Annotated in this window: 21 protein-coding genes and 1 tRNA gene; 10 read left to right on the forward strand and 12 right to left on the reverse strand. The window is 50.8% G+C overall.

Translation table 11 applies throughout. The annotated features are described in order from the left end of the window. Positions 1 to 184: 184 nt before the first annotated feature. Positions 185 to 352, forward strand: coding sequence for a ribosome modulation factor (rmf, locus tag FDW94_RS06140; protein ID WP_003035871.1), 168 nt, complete (start codon positions 185 to 187; stop codon positions 350 to 352). 107 nt (positions 353 to 459) lie between these two features. Here the strand turns inward: rmf and fabA are convergent, their stop codons facing one another. After that, positions 460 to 978, reverse strand: a complete 519-nt coding sequence (gene fabA, locus FDW94_RS06145; protein ID WP_003035875.1) for a bifunctional 3-hydroxydecanoyl-ACP dehydratase/trans-2-decenoyl-ACP isomerase — start codon at positions 976 to 978, stop codon at positions 460 to 462. A 68-nt stretch (positions 979 to 1,046) separates the two neighbouring features. After that, positions 1,047 to 2,807 carry a Lon protease family protein gene (locus FDW94_RS06150; protein ID WP_137377300.1) on the reverse strand — a complete coding sequence of 587 codons (1,761 nt, stop codon included), beginning with the start codon at positions 2,805 to 2,807 and terminating at the stop codon, positions 1,047 to 1,049. A gap of 185 nt (positions 2,808 to 2,992) precedes the next feature. On the opposite strand from FDW94_RS06150, the gene matP reads away from it, so the two are divergent. Continuing rightward, positions 2,993 to 3,445: a macrodomain Ter protein MatP gene (matP, locus tag FDW94_RS06155; protein ID WP_032942905.1), complete on the forward strand. Its 453-nt coding sequence runs from the start codon at positions 2,993 to 2,995 to the stop codon at positions 3,443 to 3,445. An 88-nt stretch (positions 3,446 to 3,533) separates the two neighbouring features. Here the strand turns inward: matP and ompA are convergent, their stop codons facing one another. Further along, the gene (ompA, locus tag FDW94_RS06160) at positions 3,534 to 4,592 is read right to left on the reverse strand and encodes a porin OmpA (RefSeq protein ID WP_137377301.1); all 1,059 of its coding nucleotides are present in this window, start codon (positions 4,590 to 4,592) and stop codon (positions 3,534 to 3,536) included. 357 nt (positions 4,593 to 4,949) lie between these two features. Further along, the gene (gene sulA / locus FDW94_RS06165) at positions 4,950 to 5,459 is read right to left on the reverse strand and encodes an SOS-induced cell division inhibitor SulA (RefSeq protein WP_008784287.1); all 510 of its coding nucleotides are present in this window, start codon (positions 5,457 to 5,459) and stop codon (positions 4,950 to 4,952) included. A 217-nt stretch (positions 5,460 to 5,676) separates the two neighbouring features. On the opposite strand from sulA, the gene FDW94_RS06170 reads away from it, so the two are divergent. Then, entirely contained in the window at positions 5,677 to 6,291 is a 615-nt protein-coding gene (locus FDW94_RS06170) for a TfoX/Sxy family DNA transformation protein (RefSeq protein WP_003831996.1), read from the forward strand. Here FDW94_RS06170 and yccS read toward each other — a convergent pair. Beyond that, entirely contained in the window at positions 6,269 to 8,422 is a 2,154-nt protein-coding gene (yccS, locus tag FDW94_RS06175; RefSeq protein WP_048236463.1) for a YccS family putative transporter, read from the reverse strand. The two genes, FDW94_RS06170 and yccS, sit on opposite strands and share 23 nt — an antisense overlap. Before the next feature lie 18 nt (positions 8,423 to 8,440). Continuing rightward, on the reverse strand, positions 8,441 to 8,887 hold the full coding sequence (locus tag FDW94_RS06180) for a YccF domain-containing protein (protein ID WP_003831998.1): 447 nt from the start codon (positions 8,885 to 8,887) through the stop codon (positions 8,441 to 8,443). A 125-nt stretch (positions 8,888 to 9,012) separates the two neighbouring features. On the opposite strand from FDW94_RS06180, the gene helD reads away from it, so the two are divergent. Then, complete coding sequence (helD, locus tag FDW94_RS06185; RefSeq protein ID WP_137377302.1) at positions 9,013 to 11,067, forward strand: DNA helicase IV; 2,055 nt, start codon at positions 9,013 to 9,015, stop codon at positions 11,065 to 11,067. A 32-nt stretch (positions 11,068 to 11,099) separates the two neighbouring features. Here the strand turns inward: helD and mgsA are convergent, their stop codons facing one another. Continuing rightward, a complete protein-coding gene (gene mgsA, locus FDW94_RS06190) occupies positions 11,100 to 11,558 on the reverse strand; it encodes a methylglyoxal synthase (protein WP_003035897.1) in 459 nt (152 codons plus the stop codon). Positions 11,559 to 11,651: 93 nt separating this feature from the next. Continuing rightward, positions 11,652 to 12,314: a DUF2057 family protein gene (locus tag FDW94_RS06195; RefSeq protein ID WP_016149882.1), complete on the reverse strand. Its 663-nt coding sequence runs from the start codon at positions 12,312 to 12,314 to the stop codon at positions 11,652 to 11,654. Positions 12,315 to 12,486: 172 nt separating this feature from the next. Here FDW94_RS06195 and FDW94_RS06200 point away from each other — a divergent pair, with 172 nt between their 5' ends. Next, the gene (locus FDW94_RS06200) at positions 12,487 to 12,900 is read left to right on the forward strand and encodes a CoA-binding protein (RefSeq protein ID WP_137377303.1); all 414 of its coding nucleotides are present in this window, start codon (positions 12,487 to 12,489) and stop codon (positions 12,898 to 12,900) included. A 67-nt stretch (positions 12,901 to 12,967) separates the two neighbouring features. Here the strand turns inward: FDW94_RS06200 and hspQ are convergent, their stop codons facing one another. Both hspQ and rlmI read right to left on the reverse strand, forming a co-directional pair. Beyond that, positions 12,968 to 13,285 (reverse strand): heat shock protein HspQ, encoded by a 318-nt coding sequence (hspQ, locus tag FDW94_RS06205; RefSeq protein ID WP_003035905.1) that lies wholly within the window; start codon positions 13,283 to 13,285, stop codon positions 12,968 to 12,970. A gap of 57 nt (positions 13,286 to 13,342) precedes the next feature. Then, complete coding sequence (gene rlmI / locus FDW94_RS06210) at positions 13,343 to 14,554, reverse strand: 23S rRNA (cytosine(1962)-C(5))-methyltransferase RlmI (RefSeq protein WP_137377304.1); 1,212 nt, start codon at positions 14,552 to 14,554, stop codon at positions 13,343 to 13,345. Between the two features lie 214 nt (positions 14,555 to 14,768). On the opposite strand from rlmI, the gene FDW94_RS06215 reads away from it, so the two are divergent. From FDW94_RS06215 to yccX, 3 genes are read left to right on the forward strand one after another with little or no spacing between them, the layout of a single operon-like run. Next, positions 14,769 to 15,320, forward strand: coding sequence for a YbhB/YbcL family Raf kinase inhibitor-like protein (locus tag FDW94_RS06215; protein ID WP_048227014.1), 552 nt, complete (start codon positions 14,769 to 14,771; stop codon positions 15,318 to 15,320). A 13-nt stretch (positions 15,321 to 15,333) separates the two neighbouring features. Then, entirely contained in the window at positions 15,334 to 16,122 is a 789-nt protein-coding gene (locus FDW94_RS06220) for an AraC family transcriptional regulator (RefSeq protein ID WP_137377305.1), read from the forward strand. A gap of 46 nt (positions 16,123 to 16,168) precedes the next feature. After that, positions 16,169 to 16,450, forward strand: coding sequence for an acylphosphatase (gene yccX, locus FDW94_RS06225; protein ID WP_137377306.1), 282 nt, complete (start codon positions 16,169 to 16,171; stop codon positions 16,448 to 16,450). On the opposite strand, the gene tusE is transcribed toward yccX, so the two are convergent. Both tusE and yccA read right to left on the reverse strand, forming a co-directional pair. Continuing rightward, positions 16,447 to 16,776: a sulfurtransferase TusE gene (tusE, locus tag FDW94_RS06230; RefSeq protein WP_008784296.1), complete on the reverse strand. Its 330-nt coding sequence runs from the start codon at positions 16,774 to 16,776 to the stop codon at positions 16,447 to 16,449. The two genes, yccX and tusE, sit on opposite strands and share 4 nt — an antisense overlap. Before the next feature lie 88 nt (positions 16,777 to 16,864). After that, positions 16,865 to 17,524 carry an FtsH protease modulator YccA gene (gene yccA / locus FDW94_RS06235; protein ID WP_008784297.1) on the reverse strand — a complete coding sequence of 220 codons (660 nt, stop codon included), beginning with the start codon at positions 17,522 to 17,524 and terminating at the stop codon, positions 16,865 to 16,867. A gap of 270 nt (positions 17,525 to 17,794) precedes the next feature. Here yccA and FDW94_RS06240 point away from each other — a divergent pair, with 270 nt between their 5' ends. Then, positions 17,795 to 19,423: an ABC transporter substrate-binding protein gene (locus FDW94_RS06240; RefSeq protein ID WP_137377307.1), complete on the forward strand. Its 1,629-nt coding sequence runs from the start codon at positions 17,795 to 17,797 to the stop codon at positions 19,421 to 19,423. A 142-nt stretch (positions 19,424 to 19,565) separates the two neighbouring features. Next, positions 19,566 to 19,653 (forward strand) — tRNA-Ser (locus FDW94_RS06245). The last annotated feature ends 28 nt before the right edge of the window (positions 19,654 to 19,681 follow it).

Raw genomic sequence — 19,681 nt, forward strand, 5'->3', positions numbered from 1 at the left:
GAGATAGCTGTTCTGACTGACTATTTTTGTACAAATGATTTAGCGAGTAGCTCACAAATATGACACTGGCGTGAATTTTGCGCATTGACGAGCCTGATGTTTAGGGGTATTCGTTTAGTGTGATTGCACACTTAGTAATCACTGTTTTCTTTTCCACCAGACCCAAAAATGAGGGAAACGAGGCATGAAGAGACAAAAACGAGATCGCCTGGAACGGGCACATCAACGTGGATATCAGGCCGGCATTGCCGGACGCTCAAAAGAAATGTGTCCCTATCAGACGCTGAATCAGAGGTCATACTGGCTGGGAGGCTGGCGAGAAGCCATGGGGGATAGGGTTTTAATGGCCTGATTCTGTCTCTTTAGATAAAAGAAACCTCCGCAGAGCGGAGGTTTCGCCTTTTTGCACACCAGATAAGACGTAGGAACGTTTATGTCTGGCTGCTTCGCAGTTCTGGATTAGAACGCGGAAGTGTCCTGGAACAGACCCACTTTCAGATCGTTTGCGGTGTAGATCAGACGACCATCAACCAGCACTTCACCATCTGCCAGGCCCATGATCAGGCGACGGTTAACGATGCGCTTGAAGTGAATGCGGTAAGTGACTTTCTTCGCGGTCGGCAGAACCTGGCCGGTGAATTTAACTTCGCCTACGCCCAGCGCACGGCCTTTACCTTCGCCGCCCAGCCAGCCGAGATAGAATCCAACCAGTTGCCACATGGCGTCGAGACCCAGGCAGCCCGGCATTACCGGATCGCCAATAAAGTGACAACCGAAGAACCACAGGTCCGGGTTGATATCCAGTTCAGCTTCAACATAACCTTTGTCAAAGTTGCCACCGGTTTCGGTCATCTTGATGACACGGTCCATCATCAGCATGCTTGGTGCTGGCAGTTGTGGCCCTTTAGCGCCAAACAGCTCACCGCGACCAGAGGCAAGAAGGTCTTCTTTCGTATAGGATTCGCGTTTATCTACCATGTTCTCTGTAAGCCTTATTTTATTGAAGCACGCAGGATAGCTAACACGTGTACGCTGAACAAGTCCGATCAGTTCGGAATAATCCAGTTCAGCCAACGTAGCGGCCATGGAAAACGGTGACGACCTTCCTGTTGCGTTGCCGTGGCAATACGCTCCTGAATGGTTTGCATCAGCGTTGTCTGGCCTTCGCCATCCCACACCAGATTTAACAACAGTGGCAGCGCATCGGTCACGTCGTCCACCGCCCAGATAGTGAATTTTTCTTCTTCTATGGCCTGTAGCAGCGCAGGCTGCAGGCTGAGGTGTCTGACGTTAGCCGAAGGAATGATAACGCCCTGCGTGCCCGTCAGCTCACGCTGCTGGCAGATGGTGAAGAAACCTTCAATTTTCTCATTCAGACCACCGACAGGTTGTGCCCGACCAAACTGATCGACAGAACCGGTAATGGCGATACTTTGATTTACAGGAACGTCGGCGAGAGCGCTAATCAATGCGCACAGTTCTGCCATAGACGCGCTGTCACCGTCCACCTCACTGTAAGATTGCTCAAAGGTCAGCGAGGCAGAGAAGGGGATTTGTTGCTCCAGCTGGAGTTCCGACATCAGGAACGCCTGCATAATCATCATACCCTTGGCATGAATATTTCCGCCAAGCTCGGCTTTGCGCTCAATATCCGTAAACTCGCCGTCGCCAATATGCACGACGCAACTGATACGAGAAGGCTCGCCAAATGCGCGTGGGTGGCCCGGAAACTCAATCACCGACAAGGCGTTGATCTGGCCAATACGCTCGCCTTCCGTCTCGATAAGGATCTGCTCTTGCAGAATTTCATCCTGCATACGTTCAGCCAGGAATCCCTCACGCCATTCGCGCTGAGCCAGCATCAGGCTGAACTGTTCAGCGTTGCAGGTTTCGCCCTCGCATAACGGAGCCACCTCTTTGAACTGTCGGGTGATCCACAGCGGGTTAAGCGGCAATGTATCCTGTTCACCGGTATAGCGAACGGCTTCACGGATCAGAACCTGCCAGGCATCAGGAGCGGGGTAAGGCAAATTATTGCGCATAGCAGTATGCGTGACCCATTGACACCACTGCGTCATGGTTTCGGCATCCACTATCTGCAGATTATCTTCAAACTCGCTGTAAATGGCCTGCTCAGCCAGCTCTGGTTCCATGTCCTGGAAATCCGCCAGCGATTCACGCTCACCGACTAAAATCACTTTCAGTTTAAGCGGCATAGGCGGAACGGAGACAGGCAGCGGGCGAGACTCATCAAAAGCTACCCAATCAAAACGCTCGTGGCTGACAATGGCTTTCAGGCGCATCCATAACAGCGGTTGGGCCAACAGCGTGCGCAATGAGATAACCAGCACACCTCCATTGGCCTGATGTACCAGACCTGGCTGCAGCGTAATTTCGCCATTGAACTGACGCAGACAGCCAAACAGTTGTTCGGCTTCGGCCCAGTCAGCGCTGACCACCTGCGTCAACGTCGCAAAATTGTCTTCCGCTTTCTCAGCTGTACGATAACGAATAGTGTGACCGGAGATGTCGTAATGACCGCCAGTCAGGCTTCCTGCATCCGTGTGCAAGGGACGTGCAGCCTTTGCAATAAGGTTGAGATACTCAAGCTCTTCCGGTGCTTTTACCAACATGAATGAGGATGTTGTCCAGTGCTGAAGAAGCTGCTCTAGCGCGAATTGTAAACGTGGCTGAGTATCACTAAGTAAGGTGTCGGTGTCGTCAGTGACGTGCGGCTGTGCAAATACTTCCTGATAACTGTCGGTATCAGGAACCAGATCACGCCATGCAAGTTTCGTAATGGTCAAAGTTGATGTTTTTTAGTCTGTTGTAAAAAACGAGATTATACCGTAACCCTCACCACTAAACACCTGGAAAGCGCCGCGAAACGCTTGTGATGACGCGCGGCAGTTCACAGGCTGGATATTCTTTTCTTCAGATGCCGAAAAAGCTGATATTCTGATAAGAGTTACACGGTAACATTGAGATCGCAATGAAATATCAACAACTTGAAAACCTTGAAAGCGGCTGGAAATGGAAGTATCTGGTGAAGAAGCATCGTGAGGGGGAATTAATCACCCGTTACGTCGAGGCCAGCGCTGCCAAAGAAGCCGTTGATTTATTGCTAACCCTCGAAAATGAACCGGTTCGGGTCAATAGCTGGATTGAAGAACACATGAATCCTGCGCTGCTTAATCGTATGAAACAAACCATACGTGCCAGGCGCAAGCGGCACTTTAATGCTGAGCATCAGCATACCCGGAAGAAATCCATCGATCTGGAATTTATGGTCTGGCAGCGTCTGGCTGGTCTTGCGCAGCGGCGCGGAAAAACGCTTTCTGAAACTATTGTGCAGCTAATTGAAGACGCAGAGCATAAAGAGAAGTACGCGAACAAAATGTCGACATTGAAACAGGATTTACAGGCGTTGCTGGGGAAAGAGTAGCGGTCGGCTGGTTTAATGCGTGGCTTACTTTGGATGAAAACAGATGAAAAAAAACCCCGCATAGCGGGGTTTTTTATAAGACGATAACTTAAGCCTGAGGCTGAGTTACAACGTCTTTGATGCCTTTAACTTCGATCTCAACACGACGATCCGGAGCCAGGCAGTCGATCAGTGCAGCGCGAGCTTTCACGTTGTCACAGGTGTTGCCAGTAACTGGGTTGGATTCACCCATGCCACGTGCAGAGATTTTGTCAGAAGGAATACCTTTAGAGATCAGGTAATCAACAACGGACTGAGCACGTTTCTCGGACAGAGCCTGGTTGTAAGCGTCAGAACCGATACGGTCAGTGAAGCCCAGAACTACTACGGAACCGTCTTTCGGATCCAGGTTGCTCAACTGGCTGTACATCTGATCCAGAGCCTGCTGGCCTTCTGGTTTCAGAGTTGCTTTGTTGAAGTTGAACAGAACGTCAGACTTCAGAGTGAAGTGCTTGGTCTGTACTTCTGGAGCCGGAGCCGGAGCAACAACTACTGGAGCTGCTTCTTCCTGCTGACCGAAACGGTAAGAAACACCAACGCTCAACAGACCGTTATCCGGACGACCACCAACGGTGTTCGCGTCACCGATGTTGTTGGTCCACTGGTATTCCAGACGGGTAGCGATTTCAGGAGTAATTGCATACTCTACGCCACCAGCGAATACTGGGGATACACCAGTGTCGTGGTCTTTGAAGCCGCTGCTGCTTTTAGCGTCTGCACGCCAAACCATACCACCCAGACGAGTATAAACGTCCAGATCGTCAGTGATTGGGTAACCCAGTTTAGCGGTCAACTGAACGCCCTGAGCTTTGAAAGCGCCATTTTGATTGGTAGTGTCGGCAGTGCCTTTGTACGGCATACGACCTAACCAGTCATAACCCATTTCGAAACCAACGTACGGGTTAACCTGATAACCACCGAACGCACCGGCACCCAGTTGGCTTTCGTGGGTAGGCCCGGTGTTATTGATCTGGTTGTTGCCAATATCATGGTACTGAGACCAGCCCATTTTAGCACCAGCGTACCAGGTGTTATCTTTCGGAGCGGCCTGCGCCACGGTAGCGAAACCAGCCAGTGCCACTGCAATTGCGATAGCTGTCTTTTTCATTTTTTGCGCCTCGTTATCATCCAAAATTCGCCATGAATATCTCCGAAGAGAGATAACACGGTTAAATCCTTCACCCGGGGACCAGTTCAATAGTTACTCTACCGATATCTGCGGCTTACGCCGAGCACCCCTGGCGATGTAAAGTCTACAACGTAGTTGAAAACTTACAAGTGTGAAGTCCGTCAGGCATATGAAAAAAAAAGGCTTGTATACACAATATTTAACATTTATAGCTGAATAAATGTACTGAGGATATCCTGAAAACCGCTTCTGACAGGCGTTCAGACGAAAAACACATTACAGCTCAAAGGCAAATTGAGAGATGAAAAAAAATTCCAGGATAAATCCTAATTTTACTCAATGATACAAATTCGAGTGAATTTTTAGCCCGGAATGCTGTCTCCCCGCAAGTGTCTGGGCGCGAACCGGACGCATGATAAAACCCATCGCATTACCTTCATCAGCCGCTTTGACCAGTTCGGCATGTTCATCTTCCGTTAATTCTTCCGCCAGCCAGCCAATAACGACGCTGTAATTACCCGTGCGCAGCGCACGAATCATCGATTCCAGCGTATTGCAGGGGGAGAGCTGACTAATTTGCATGACTTTCGTCAATGGAAGTCCAGCTGACTGCACCCACTCCCGGCTTAATTTTTGCTGAGGCGTCAGCCACAACTGCCAGCGTGATTGTTGCCCTAACTGTTGCAGCAGGGGAAGCAGCAGCAGTTGTGTCATCATGGGCTGGTCCTCGCGATAGACAACTTCACTGATAAGCCCAGCGGTTGCGTTCTCTGATGAAACGCGCGCAATGTTGCTTGATGTGGAAGAGAACGACGATGAACGATTTGCATAGCCTGAAGTGTACATAATCAATCCAGCCCTGTGAGTTACTGTATGGATATACAGTAACCCTGCCATCAACAAAGATCAACCTTATTTTCGGAAACAGGTTCGCATTTTTTAGTCGTCGTCACGGGAAAAATAAAATTCATCTTGCCCCATACGCATAAGTTGCCTATTTTCGTCATTAACGGATCCGCTACTGAAAATCATTTGCTTACGTTATGATTTAAAAAGGATTTTTATGAAAGAGCTTTCTTATGCAAGGATCTATAAATCGCAGGAATATCTGGCTTCTCTGGGGACAATTCACTATCGCTCACTGTTTGGTGGCTACAGTCTGACGGTTGGCGATACGGTCTTTGCCATGGTCGCTAATGGTGAGCTGTATCTTCGCGCCTGTGAGCAGAGCGCCCAGTATTGTGTACAAAATTCTCCTGTCTGGCTGACATTTATTAAGCGCGGACGTCCTCTTGTACTTAATTATTACCAGGTGAACGATGCCCTGTGGCAAAACCAGCAGCAGTTGGTGTCGCTATCGCGATATTCGTTGGATGCAGCGGTTAAGGAAAAACAGAGTCGCTTTGCCCAGCATCGTCTGCGGGAATTGCCGAATATGACATTTCATCTGGAGACTCTGTTGAATGAAGCTGGAATTAAAGATGAGGGGACCATGCGATCGTTGGGAGCACAAATGTGCTGGCTGAAACTTCGGCAAAATAACCCGGCTCTGACGGTAAAAGTACTCTATGCCCTTGAAGGCGCGGTAGGGGGGATACATGAAGCCGCGCTCCCGGCGACGCGTCGCCAGGAGCTGGTTGAGTGGGTAAGTTCTCTTACGCCGGAGCCGGGGTATTAGACGGCAGCACGTCAATTTGCTGCTGTAATCGCCGGATCTCTGGGAGCAGGGCGATCAATAGCCCAACTTGCTGAACGACCAGCGGCTCTTTACTGTCCGGGCGTGGTTCCAGGTGCTGAATTCGCTGCTTCAGCCCTTCTAACGCCTGATATACACGCTGCTCGTCAGCGGGTTGATGGTGAAGGGCATCATCAACATAGCAAACAGCGTCATCCAGCAATGCCAATACGTCTGGATTGGTCAGCTGTTCGCGATGTGCGCCCAGCGCAGAAATATAGCTGGTAAACGTATGGTTGAGACACAGTAAACGGAACGCCGTTTCGCGGGTTTGGGCCGTGACATCCGGCTCGCTCGACATGTTTGATACCACGGAGGCGAGTTCAGCATCACGATTATGCGCATCACGGCGAGCGATACGGTAGGCCAGACGATTATCACGGCCCTGATGATATTGCTCGAGAATAGCATCAAGGTAGCGGCAGTTAGCGTCAGTCGCCCGTTCAATTACCCGTGGTAGGTTACGAAAACGCCAGTCTGGCCAGATGAAACTGACAGCAGCCCAGGCGATAGCACAGCCAATTAGCGTATCGATGACACGCGGCAGTGCAACCTCAAAGCCTTCGCCGAGCAGGTTAAAGCACAGTAACACCAGCAGCGTGATAAACATGGTGGCGTGTGCATACTGGACGTTGCGAAAGGCAAAAAACAGTACACCTGTGATCACCAGGAGTATCAGCTGCCCTTCGAGAGAGGGCACAAACCACAGGATCGGTAAACCAATGGCAATCCCAACCAACGTGCCGATAATCCTGAGCGCCAGGCGATGTCGGGTGGCGTTGTAGTTTGGCTGACAGACAAACAGGCTGGTCAGCAAGATCCAGTATCCGTGATTCATGCCGGTTATCTGGATAATGGCATAACCAACACAGAGCACTAACGACATGCGAACGGCATGGCGAAACAGAGCAGACTCAGGGGTGAAATTACGGCTCAGGCGTAACCAGATATCACTGAATCCATGGGGACTGTCATCGGCAAGCTGATTTTCAGACTCATTGCGCGAGAGTACCTGAGCCTGTTCAGACTCTATGGTAGCAAGCTGCGCGTCGATTGCCCGTAGGTTTGACAGTAAAAAACCCAGCGTATTGAGCAGGTCGGCAGGTTCACCACTGGCACGCATGCGCTCAAGTGCGGCATCTATATGGGTGAAGGCGCGCTCAAAGTGCGGATCGTGCTGGTAAGGCGTGCGCAATAAAATACAGCGAGATAATTGTGAACAGGCTTGTCCTTGCATCGACATCAACCGCTGGAAACGGAACATCACATCGCTGTGACGGAAATGATCGCGTAGCGTTTGATACTGAATGTGTGAAGAGCTTGCGCGTTCATGAATATCCTGCGCCACAAAATAGTAATGTAGCGTGCGACGTGTTCCCCGTTGTCCACGGTCACCGCGCAGGCGGGTCAGCAGCGACACTTTAGTCTGATTCAGCGTTGCCATCAGTTGGCCATTCGCGAGAGCTAAATCATACAACGGTGCCTGGCTTTCATCTTCTATGTCGGGGTCAAAAAGACGCGATTTCAGTTCCAGGTAGTGCGCTAACTGTTCGTAGCTGCGTGCCAGATTGTCCTGTAAGGGGCGGATGGGGAACAGAAGATGACCGGTGAGCGTCAGCAGGTTATACCAGATAGCGCCAGCGAGCAGCAGGATGGGTTGTTGATACCACTGATCGTAAAGCGAGGTGCCCAGCATCGTGTAAATGGCGATCAGCAATGCACCAAAAGCAATAGTTGCATAGCGCTGGCCTAATCCCCCCAGCAGAATAAAGCCGCTGGTGGAAAGCGTTAACCCAATAGCAAACAGCCATGGCCATGGGAAGAGCAGCTCAACGGAGGCCGAGGCAATAAAAAAGCACACCAGTGTGATGATTAAATTGCGCAGTCGGCCTGCGAGACGATCGTCCAGATCGGTAAGTGCGGCAGCGACCATACCCAGCGTGAGTGGGATAGTCAGCTTGACGTCACCCAGCCACCAGGGTAGCGCCGTTGTGCCGCATAGCGCGATAAAAATCCGCACGTAGTACAGCCAGGTGCTGTTCCAGGTATAGCGTTTGAGCAGAGGACTTAACATAAAGGCCATCGGTCCTGATTATTCAAAACGACGACGTGCATTGGCTTCACGCGCTGCACGGGCAACTTCTACTGAAACCACCCGGCGACCCACCGGCCAGAGCGCAATGGCAGCGATTTTAAAGTTTGCAATGCCAACCGGAATACCAATAATCGTAATGCACTGAGCAATACCAGAGATAATGTGCATCAGGCACAACCACCAGCCGAAGAAAATCAGCCAGAAAATATTGAGCACGGTGCCGCCGGTATTTAACAGGACGCTTTTACCGGCCGGATTCAGTTCATCGACATGAATCGCTTCGTTACCATAGGGAAACAGCGAAAGTCGGGTTATCTCCCAGCATGAACGGGTCAAGGGTAAAGTAAAAATAAGCACGACACTGACCAGCGTTGCCAGTAACCAGGCCAGGGTGGTGGCGAACCCCCCAAGCACAAAATTTAAAATATTCAGAACAGTACGCATAAACCCTCGGTTAACTCTGGTTTTCTGTGAATTCGGCAATTGTAACGTTTTTTTGGGCTGGAGCACGTTTTCTCTGGCGGTTACACTGATAAGCAAACCTCTTCGTGTGGATCCGCTTGAGTCTTATGGAACTGAAAGCAACTTCTCTTGGAAAACGTCTGGCACAACACCCTTACGATCGGGCCGTTATTCTCAATGCCGGGATTAAAGTTTCCGGCGATCGTCACGAGTATCTTATTCCCTTCAATCAGTTACTGGCTATTCATTGCAAACGCGGCCTGGTATGGGGCGAGCTGGAGTTTGTACTCCCGGATGAGAAGGTGGTTCGTCTTCACGGTACAGAGTGGGCGGAAACCCAGCGCTTCCATCATCATTTAAATGCACTCTGGCAACAGTGGAGCCAGGAAATGAGTGACGTTGCTGCGGGGGTTTTACAGCAGCAGTTGGATGCGATAGCGGCGCGTACTAGTGAAAGTAAATGGCTGACGCGCGAACAAACGTCAGGGCTGCAGCAGCAGATTCGCCGTGCCTTTGCCGCGTTACCGCTCCCGGTTAATCGGCTGGAGGAATTTGAAAATTGCCGGGAGGCGTTACGTCAATGCCAGGCATGGTTGAAAGACATTGAAGCCTGTCGCTTACAGCACAATCAGGCGTACACCGATGCAATGTTGGAAGAGTATGCCGAGTTTTTCCAGCATGTTGAATCTTCGCCGTTGAACCCTGCTCAGGCGCGCGCGGTGGTGAACGGTGAGCAATCATTGTTGGTACTTGCAGGTGCTGGAAGCGGTAAAACATCTGTGTTGGTTGCTCGGGCTGGTTGGTTGCTTGCACGAGGAGAAGCCGCACCAGAACAAATCCTGTTGCTGGCGTTTGGACGCAAAGCCGCCCAGGAGATGGATGACCGCATCCGTGAGCGTCTGCATACGGATGAGGTCACCGCACGGACGTTCCATTCACTGGCGTTGCACATTATTTCGCAAGGTAGCAAAAAAGTTCCAACGGTGAGCAAGCTGGAAAATGATGCTATCGCGCGCAACAAACTCTTTATAACAACCTGGCGTCAGCAGTGCAGTGAGAAAAAGGCTCAGGCTAAAGGCTGGCGACAATGGTTAGAAGAAGAAATGCAGTGGTCTGTACCCGAAGGTAACTTCTGGGATGACGAAAAATTACAGCGCTGTCTGGCTTCCCGGTTGGATCGCTGGGTTAGTTTGATGCGTATGCATGGCGGAGCACAGGCGGAGATGATTGCTAATGCTCCGGAGGAGATCCGTGATCTGTTCAGTAAACGCATAAAGCTAATGGCGCCGCTGCTCAAGGCCTGGAAGAGTGCCCTGAAGGATGAGAATGCCGTCGATTTCTCCGGGTTGATCCATCAGGCTATTGTCATTCTGGAGAAGGGGCGGTTTATCAGTCCGTGGAAACATATTCTGGTCGATGAATTTCAGGATATTTCCCCTCAGCGCGCCGCCCTGTTAGCCGCCTTGCGTAAGCAAAACTCGCAGACTACGCTGTTTGCCGTGGGAGATGACTGGCAGGCCATTTACCGGTTCAGCGGAGCACAGCTTTCTCTGACAACCGCATTCCAGCAAAATTTTGGTGAGGGCGATAGCTGTAATCTGGATACGACTTACCGTTTTAATAGCCGTATTGGCGAAGTCGCAAACCAGTTTATCCAACAAAACCCACACCAGCTCACAAAACCGCTGAACAGTCTGGCGACCGGTGATAAAAAAGCCGTCACGTTGCTCGACGAAAGCCAGTTAGATCTGTTGCTGGATAAGCTGTCGGGTTTTGTAAAAGCCGAAGAGAGAATTCTGGTGCTGGCGCGATACCATCATCTCAAACCTGCCAGCCTGGACAAAGCGGCCACCCGCTGGCCCAAGCTGCAGCTGGATTTTATGACTATTCATGCCAGCAAAGGGCAGCAGGCGGATTACGTCATTGTTATGGGACTTCATGAAGGGAATGACGGTTTCCCGGCTCCGGCTCGCGAGTCGATTATGGAAGAGGCGTTACTCCCGGCTGTTGAAGATTTTCCTGATGCAGAAGAGAGACGGTTGCTGTATGTGGCGCTAACGCGTGCGCGGCATCGGGTATGGCTACTGTTTAGCAAAGACGCGCCATCATGCTTTGTTGATGAGCTTAAGCAATTAGACGTTCCGGTGACCCGGAAACCCTGAAAAGCAGGCGGCAATTACCGCCTGCTTAGCGTTTATTTGAGGCGTTCTGCCAGATAACGGGCGTAATCCGGGATCAAGATATCCGTTGCGTCGTTGAAGTTTGGCGACTGGATAATAAAATCAGCCGTTGACACGTTGGTGGCGACTGGAATGTTCCAGACTGTGGCCAGACGTAGCAGGGCTTTAACATCAGGATCGTGGGGAACGGCGTTGAGCGGATCCCAGAAGAAAATCAGCACATCAATTTTCCCTTCTGAAATCAGCGCACCCACCTGCTGGTCACCCCCCATCGGGCCGCTCAGCATGGCGTTGACGTCCATTCCTGTCGCGCGTTGAATTAAGTTTCCTGTTGTTCCTGTAGCATACAGAACGTGTTTTTCCAGTAATGGCTGGTGGCGTTCAACCCAGCTCATCAACATCTTTTTGCAGTGATCGTGTGCGACCAACGCAATATGTTTCTGCGCTGGCAATGTGCGAGTCGTTAATTCCATAGTACAGCTCCCAAGTTAACCTTGTTACAGAGTACTGGAAGCACTTGACGCTGCAAGAGAAAGACAAAAAAAATGCGTATACGAACATAAATGTCACGATGGGGGTTGTTTCTCCGCCCATTGTAAGAAGTTACTTCGCGTTTGTGCGTCAGCCTGTTGAAACCAATATTTTAAGCGCTGTTCGGTCAGTGTTTGCGACTGAGGCGGCACGCGATCCAGTTCAGACACCCCGGAAAGCAGCGAACTGTCATCGGCCATCATTGTGGCAAATTGCGGTAAAGACGCATGCTTAGCCGCTTTGTTATAGCGCTCTGTTTCCATTTCATAATCTACGATTTTTGCGGTGGACGTGATTGACAGAATATCCAGCTTAACCGGTATAGGCATGGAGTCCCCATCCAGCAGTTCTACGCGCGGGGCATCATCAAAATGCGTTGCATCCCGCTCGTTGCTCAGACGTGGGAGGTGGAAATTAACCTGACTGACGAGTTGGGTATCAAAGCTGATGACCAACGGAGGCGAAATATACAGACGTTCTTCGTGGCTGGACAGGCGAATGGTTTTTTCTACGCGAAACACGAGCTGGTGCCGACCATTTTCCAGCTCAATACTGTCGGCACCACGCAGTAATGAGCTGGAGACTTTTTTTCCGTCCAGTACCAGAAGGTCAATATCATTAGACAGACGTAAAGAGGTAGCAAAAACGGTTACCGGCAAACATAGGGCAATCAAGGCTGTCACAATGCCGGCTTTCATAGGTTTCTCCTGTCCAGAAAATATCTGTATAAGATGTATCTAAATTTTTCGATAATCATGTTTACTAACATATAGACATATTTTTGAGTTTAGCTCTCATGCGCCAGTATGGGATGAATGGTTGCGGGGGCAGGTTTGTCGTACACTTTGCTAAACAGCCTGGAGGAAAACGATGAAAGAGACCGATATTGCTGGCATTTTGACAACGACCCGTACGATTGCGCTGGTGGGGGCAAGCGATAAACTCGATCGTCCAAGCTATCGGGTGATGAAATATTTACTCGATCAGGGTTATCACGTTATTCCTGTTTCACCGAAGGTTGCCGGAAAAACGCTGCTGGGGCAGCAGGGCTATGCGACGCTGGCAGATGTGCCAGAGAAAGTGGATATGGTAGATGTCTTCCGTAATTCTGAAGCGGCGTGGGGTGTTGCTCAGGAGGCAATTGCCATCGGAGCGAAGACCCTATGGATGCAGCTCGGCGTGATTAACGAGCAGGCAGCCGTGCTGGCTCGCGATGCAGGGATGACGGTGGTGATGGATCGCTGCCCGGCGATTGAGATCCCGCGGCTGGGACTGGCGAAGTAAGGCTGATCTGTAGCCGAACAAAACGCTCAGGCCCGATTAGCGAATCGCCATCGGGCCTGTATTAGCATCAATTGCGCAGGCGCGGGGCCTGAAGCTGTTTTCGAATTGTTCGCGCCAGTTCATCCATCGACGGTTGCTCCGGATGTTCTTCCTGTAGCTCACTACTCAGCTGTGCTTCGGCCAGATACGTATGCACTGGCAGACCATTATCGTCTTCCATCACCACGTGATACCAGGGAGCGGCGCGAAGTTCGTCGTTAACCGCCAACTCATCGGCTGACGGTTGATCAAGCGAATATTCCGGGTCGATATCCACGACCACTCCGAGGTAACCTAACAGGGAATGGCGGACCTGCTGGCCGATACCGAATTTGCTGGCAATCATAGTCACCTCCCGGGAAATAGATACCCTTTATGTAAGGGTAATATTCCACTTTTCAAGTTACATGATGCGACAGGCAAACCCTTTCAGATACAGCCCTTCCGGGTAGGTAGCGATCACCGGGTGATCGGCGGCCTGACGGAACTGCTCTATAAATTGTACATCACGACCAGCATCTATTGCGGCATCAGCGATGATTTTCTGAAATAAATCGGTGGTCATTAGCCCAGAGCAGGAGAAAGTCAGCAGCACGCCGCCCGGATTGAGCAACTGAATAGCCAGCATATTGATGTCCTTATAGCCGCGGCAGGCACCCATCAACTGGCTTTTGTTTTCGACAAATTTCGGCGGATCCATCACGATGACGTCGAATTTCTCACTACGATCGCGATAAGCACGCAGAAGTTTGAACACATCATCACGCACGAACTCAGCTTTGCTCAGATCCAGCTTGTTCAGTTCCACGTTCTGGCGGGCAATATCGAGCGCTTCCTGAGAGGTGTCAACGCTGACGACCTGACGGCATCCGCCCATTAATGCTGAGACCGCAAAGCCGCCGGTATAAGAGAAACAGTTCAGTACACGCTGATTTTCCACATAACGACGCGTGGCCAGGCGGCTGTCGCGTTGATCGAGGTAATAGCCGGTTTTGTGACCATGCTGAATATCAACCAGCAGCTTCATTCCGTGCTCTTCAATCGGCAGCAGGGCTGGCGGAAGCTCACCCGTTACTGGCCCTTGAGTCAGCTCCATACCTTCTTTTTTCCGTACGGCCACATCGCTACGGTCATAAATGGCGCAGTCCGGGAAAACAATTTGCAGAGCGCTAATCAGCGCGGCGCGTTGGTATTCAGCCCCCGCACTGAGCAACTGCAACACCAGGAAGTTGCCGAAGCGGTCAATGGTGATGCCCGGCAGGCCATCGGATTCTCCGGCGATCAGACGGTAACTGTCCAGACCGTCTTTTTTCGCCAGCCAGTCACGCCATGTTTGCGCTTGTTGTAGACGACGGGTGAAGAAATCAATATCGATGGACTCAGACTTGTCGAATGTCCAGACGCGTGCACGGATCTGCGACGCGGGTGAGTACGCGCCGCGTGCTAACCATTTACCCTGATGGTCAACAATATCGATGGTTTCACCGAGGTTGGCTTTACCTTCCATACGTGCGACAGCACCGGAAAATACCCACGGATGGCGGCGCAGTAATGATTTTTCGCGCCCTTTGGCTAACACTAAACGAGGATAATGTGGAATTGTAGATTCAGTCATGCGGAGCAACCTCTCACAAACAGTGACGCGGGCTGGAGTAAAGTACCAACCTGAAACCATTAAAATAAAATGGCGCGTAGAGTAGCACAGATGGTGAGGTCAATCATCAGGGTATGGCGTTGAGCGTTTCGGCACAAAACTCTATCACAGAGGCACAGTTTCTTTTATGCCCACCGTTTACATTGCTATTTCTTAATCAGAAAAAGGAAATGCAATGAAAGCTGTCTACTTTCTGGCTACCGCCGCCATTGTTGCGTTGAGTTTTAATACCTCTGCCGCCTCGACGTTTCGCCTCAACAGCACCGACATACCCGCTAACCTGAAGTTAACGCAAAAACAGGTGTTTAAGGGATTTGGCTGCAGTGGCGACAATATCTCCCCGCAACTGAGCTGGCAAAATCCGCCAGTTGATGCCAAAAGTTTTGCCATTACGCTGTTTGATCCTGATGCGCCAACGGGAAGCGGCTGGTGGCACTGGACCGTCGTAAATATTCCTGCTCAGATCCACACTCTTCCTGGCGGGGCCAGCATGGATAAGTTACCCGCTGGAGCAGTTCAGGGACGCAATGATTTCGGTTATGCTGGATTCGGTGGCGCCTGTCCACCGCCGGGCGATAAACCTCATCGCTATCAGTTTACCGTGTGGGCGTTAAATACAGACGAGTTGCCAATTGACAGTAACGCCAGCGGTGCCCTAGTCGGTTTTATGCTGAACAGCCACGTGATTGCTAAAGCTGAATTAACCGCCACTTACGCAAGAAAATAAAGAGGATACTCTGGTGCAGGATGTACATTTTCGCCATAACAACCTTACCACCGCTGAGGTGCGTTCCGGCCATCTGCACCACTTGCATCGGGTTAAACTGTTTTCTGCTGCTATTTGCCATATTACGCAGGGAAGTAAGGTCATTATTCAGGATGAAAATCGTCTGGTCGCAGGACCGGGTGAGATGATTATCATCCCGGCGAATACGCCTCTGGAGATTATTAATCAGCCGGAACAGGGAGTATTTCGCTCGGATTTGTTGTTGCTATCGACGAGCATCATTACCGCGTTTAAAAATAACTGGGTCGAGGATTTCCCTCCGGCAAAATTGACGTCGCTATGTACGCCAATGAGCAACGGACTGGCTTTTATGTGGGAAAGCCTGCTGGATGCAGTACGCCAGGACTTACCTGCAAAACTGCAGGAGCATCAGGCGATGGGATTATTGCTGGCGCTACTGCATGATGGTGTGGCAGGGCCTCTGCTTATCGAGCGACGGTTTAATCTTACTGAACAGGTGCGGCAACTAATTATGTTATCCCCTGCTAAGCTATGGACAGCTCAAGAGATTGCTGGTCGCCTGTCTATCGGTACCTCGACGTTACGCAGACGATTACAGATGGAATCGCAGAGTTACCGGCAGATAGTCGAGGAGGTGCGAATGTCCTGTGCGCTCTCTCAACTACAGTCGACCACGCTGCCGATTGGCGAAATTGCGTTACGCTGTGGCTATTTGTCAGGTTCTCGATTTACCGCAAGATTTCGCCAGCATTACGGATGCCTGCCGAAACAGGTGCGCTGAGGCCTCGGTAACTGTTCCTTCATTTACGTTAATAAGGAGAACCGCAATGTCGAAAGTCTGCGTAATCGCCTGGGTCTATGGCCGGGTTCAGGGGGTAGGATTTCGCTACACCACCCAGCATGAAGCACAACGGCTGGGGTTGACCGGCTACGCGAAGAATATGGATGACGGCAGCGTAGAGGTTGTCGCCTGCGGTGAAAGCGAGCGGGTTGAACAACTGATGAAGTGGTTGAAAGCCGGGGGGCCGAGCAGCGCCAGGGTTGACCGGGTTCTTAGTGAACCACATCGTCCTGGCGACGAGCTAAAGGGATTTAGTATCCGCTATTAAATACATTTCACCGGTTTCGGCAGGCCGGCAATTTTAGTTGCCTGCTTGGCCGGACCTTTCGGGAACAGGCGGTAGAGATAACGGCTGTTGCCTTTCTCTTCGCCAAACTTGTTGGCCATCGCTTTTACCAGCATGCGGATAGCGGGGGAGGTATTAAACTCCAGATAAAACTCGCGGACAAAACGCACCACTTCCCAGTGTTCCGCGGAGAGCGTAATGCCTTCGTTTTCGGCGATTCTCTCCGCCAGCGCCTCGCTCCACAGCGTGGTATCTTTCAGATAGCCTTCGCTATCGGTACTGATTTCTTTACCTTCAAAGATCAACATAATTCGTCACTGCGTTAGTCAAACTGGCGGCAGTTTACCAAAAAAGAAAGCCCCGCATAAGCGGGGCTGGATAATGCGTGTGGACATCTTAATCGCGGCTGGCGAAGCCCAGAATACTCAGCAGGCTGACGAAGATGTTGTACAGCGAAACATACAGGCTAACGGTGGCACGAATATAGTTGGTTTCACCGCCGCGGATGATATTGCTGGTTTCAAACAGGATTGCGCCTGAAGAAATCAGAATGAACACCGCGCTGATTGCTAGATGTAATGCTGGCAGTTGCAGGAAGATATTGGCAACCATACCAATCAACACCACTACAACACCCGCCATCAGCATACCGCCGAGGAAGGACATATCTTTACGCGTGGTCAGCACATAGGCCGAGCAGCTGAAGAAGACCAGTGCCGTACCGCCCAGCGCCATGGCGATAACATCACCCATGCCTGCGGACAGGTATGTATTCAGCATCGGTCCCAAGATGTAGCCCAGGAAGCCAGTGAAGGCGAACGCTGACAAAATACCAACCGGTTTATCTGCCGTTTTATAGGTCAGGAACATCAGACCATACATACCCACCAGCGTCAGGATAAGTCCCGGAGAAGGTAACATCAGTACGGTACTGGCGGTCGCAGTGATCGCTGAAAACGCCAGCGTCAGGCTGAGCAGGAAATAGGTATTGCGCAGCACCTTATGCGTGCTGAGTAGCGATGTACGCTCGCGCGAAGAACTAATAATACGATCCATGAGTCACTCTCTTATGACAGATGTAATTAATGATGGAGGATAATGAAATCAAGGGGAATGACACAGCGGTTTTACCCATCTTTACGCATTTTAGCCCGCCAAACTTAAGCATATTATTTCAACAAAAGTTCCCGAATTAGATGTTAGCACTGTATGTGCAAAAATGTCAGATCGCTATCTACCAGGTAACTGAAAAATATTGCGTTATTCCTGAATCTCTCTGACAGTGACAGCGGTGTCTACATAAAACAGAGCAATAAGGTAAAGGGAATGATTCAACATAAATCGAAGATATTGACGTTTACGCTGTTGGCTGTCTGTTTGATGTCTATAAACGGCGCGGCGAGGGCGGCAAATGTTCCCGCAGGAACACTACTGGCAGAAAAACAGGAACTGGTCAGAAACAACGGCAGTGAGCCGGCATCTCTGGATCCGCATAAAGTTGAAAGCAACGTTGAGTTTAATTTAATCAGCGATATGTTCGACGGTCTGGTTGCTGTCAAGCAGGATGGGTCTATCGAACCCCGTCTAGCCGCGTCCTGGGAGAATAAAGGCAACACTGTCTGGACCTTCCATTTACGCCCGGGCATAACCTGGTCAGATGGATCTGCTATTACCGCACAGGATGTCGTCTGGAGCTGGCAGCGTCTGGTTTCGCCGCAAACGGCTTCACCTTATGCTTCGTATCTGGGCAACATGCACGTTGCGAACGCGGTTGATATTGCCCAGGGGAAAAAAGATCCCGCCACGCTGGGAGTCAAAGCCCTGGATGATACCACCCTGGAAATTACCCTGACGCAACCGACGGCGGCGTTTCTGGCGATGCTGGCGCATCCATCTCTGGTCCCGCTGGATAAAGTGTTGATAGGTCGTTTTGGCGATAAGTGGACCAGGCCAGAGCATTTTGTCAGCAGCGGGCCGTACAAATTATCGCAGTGGGTGGTTAATGAGCGCATCGTTGCCGAGCGTAACCCACATTATTGGGACGATCGGCATACGGTTATTAATAAAGTTACTTATTTGCCTATTAGCTCAGAGTCGGCTGACGTAAATCGCTATAAGGCCGGTGAAATCGACATTGTGTATAGCGTACCGGTTAACCAGTTCGCGCAACTGAAAAAAACAATGGGGGATGAACTGCATGTCTCGCCTCAGCTTTCAACGTATTACTATCAGTTCAATACAACCCGCACGCCGTTTAATGATCCGCGCGTGCGCCGGGCGCTGAATATGGCGTTGGATAAAGACATCATTGCGAAAAAGGTGATGGGGCAGGGGCAGCGAGCAGCGTGGGTTATCAGCCAGCCGGAAATAGGTGGGGTGAAACTGCATGCGCCGGAGTATGCGTCATGGCCGCTCGAAAAACGTATTGCTGAAGCCAAAAAACTGCTGGCTGAAGCCGGTTTTGGTCCTGAGCATCCGCTTAGCTTGAATCTGCTCTACAACACCTTCGAAACGCACCAGCGTATTGCGATTGCCGCATCGTCGATGTGGAAGAAAAACCTTGGCGTCGAGGCGAAGCTGCAAAACCAGGAATGGAAAACCATGCTGGACACTATGCACACCGGTAATTTTGACGTCGTGCGCTATGCGTGGATAGCCGACTATGATGATGCCTCAAGTTTCCTCAATATCTTCCGGACCGGTGATAGCGAGAACACCACCAAGTACAGTAACCCCGCCTTTGATGAAGCGATGCGTAATGCGGCAAAAGCAAGTTCACTGGAAGAACGCGGCAAATACTATCAGCAGGCTGAAGACCTTTTAGGTGAGGATGTGCCCGCGATTCCGGTTTACCACTATGTCCGCACGCATCTGGTGAAGCCGTGGGTGGGGGGATTTGCGCCGGATAACCGGGGAAATTACTACACCAAAGATATGTACATCAAAAAACATTAAGCGCTATAGCCGGTATTCGTGCTGAATAAATGGTCAATTTGTTGTTATTTCAGTCGATTAACAACATTTTGGCTGTTTTTCAGGCAAACGAACACATTGGTGCTTTACAGGTCCGTTCGGGATGTTTATAGTGCGCCTCATTGGAAGCGTGGCCGAGCGGTTGAAGGCACCGGTCTTGAAAACCGGCGACCCGAAAGGGTTCTAGAGTTCGAATCTCTACGCTTCCGCCAAACATGAAAAGGGGTTACCGAAAGGTAA

The sequence above is a fragment of the Citrobacter sp. wls757 genome (assembly GCF_005280935.1).
In the GTDB taxonomy this organism is placed as follows: Bacteria; Pseudomonadota; Gammaproteobacteria; order Enterobacterales; family Enterobacteriaceae; genus Citrobacter; species Citrobacter portucalensis.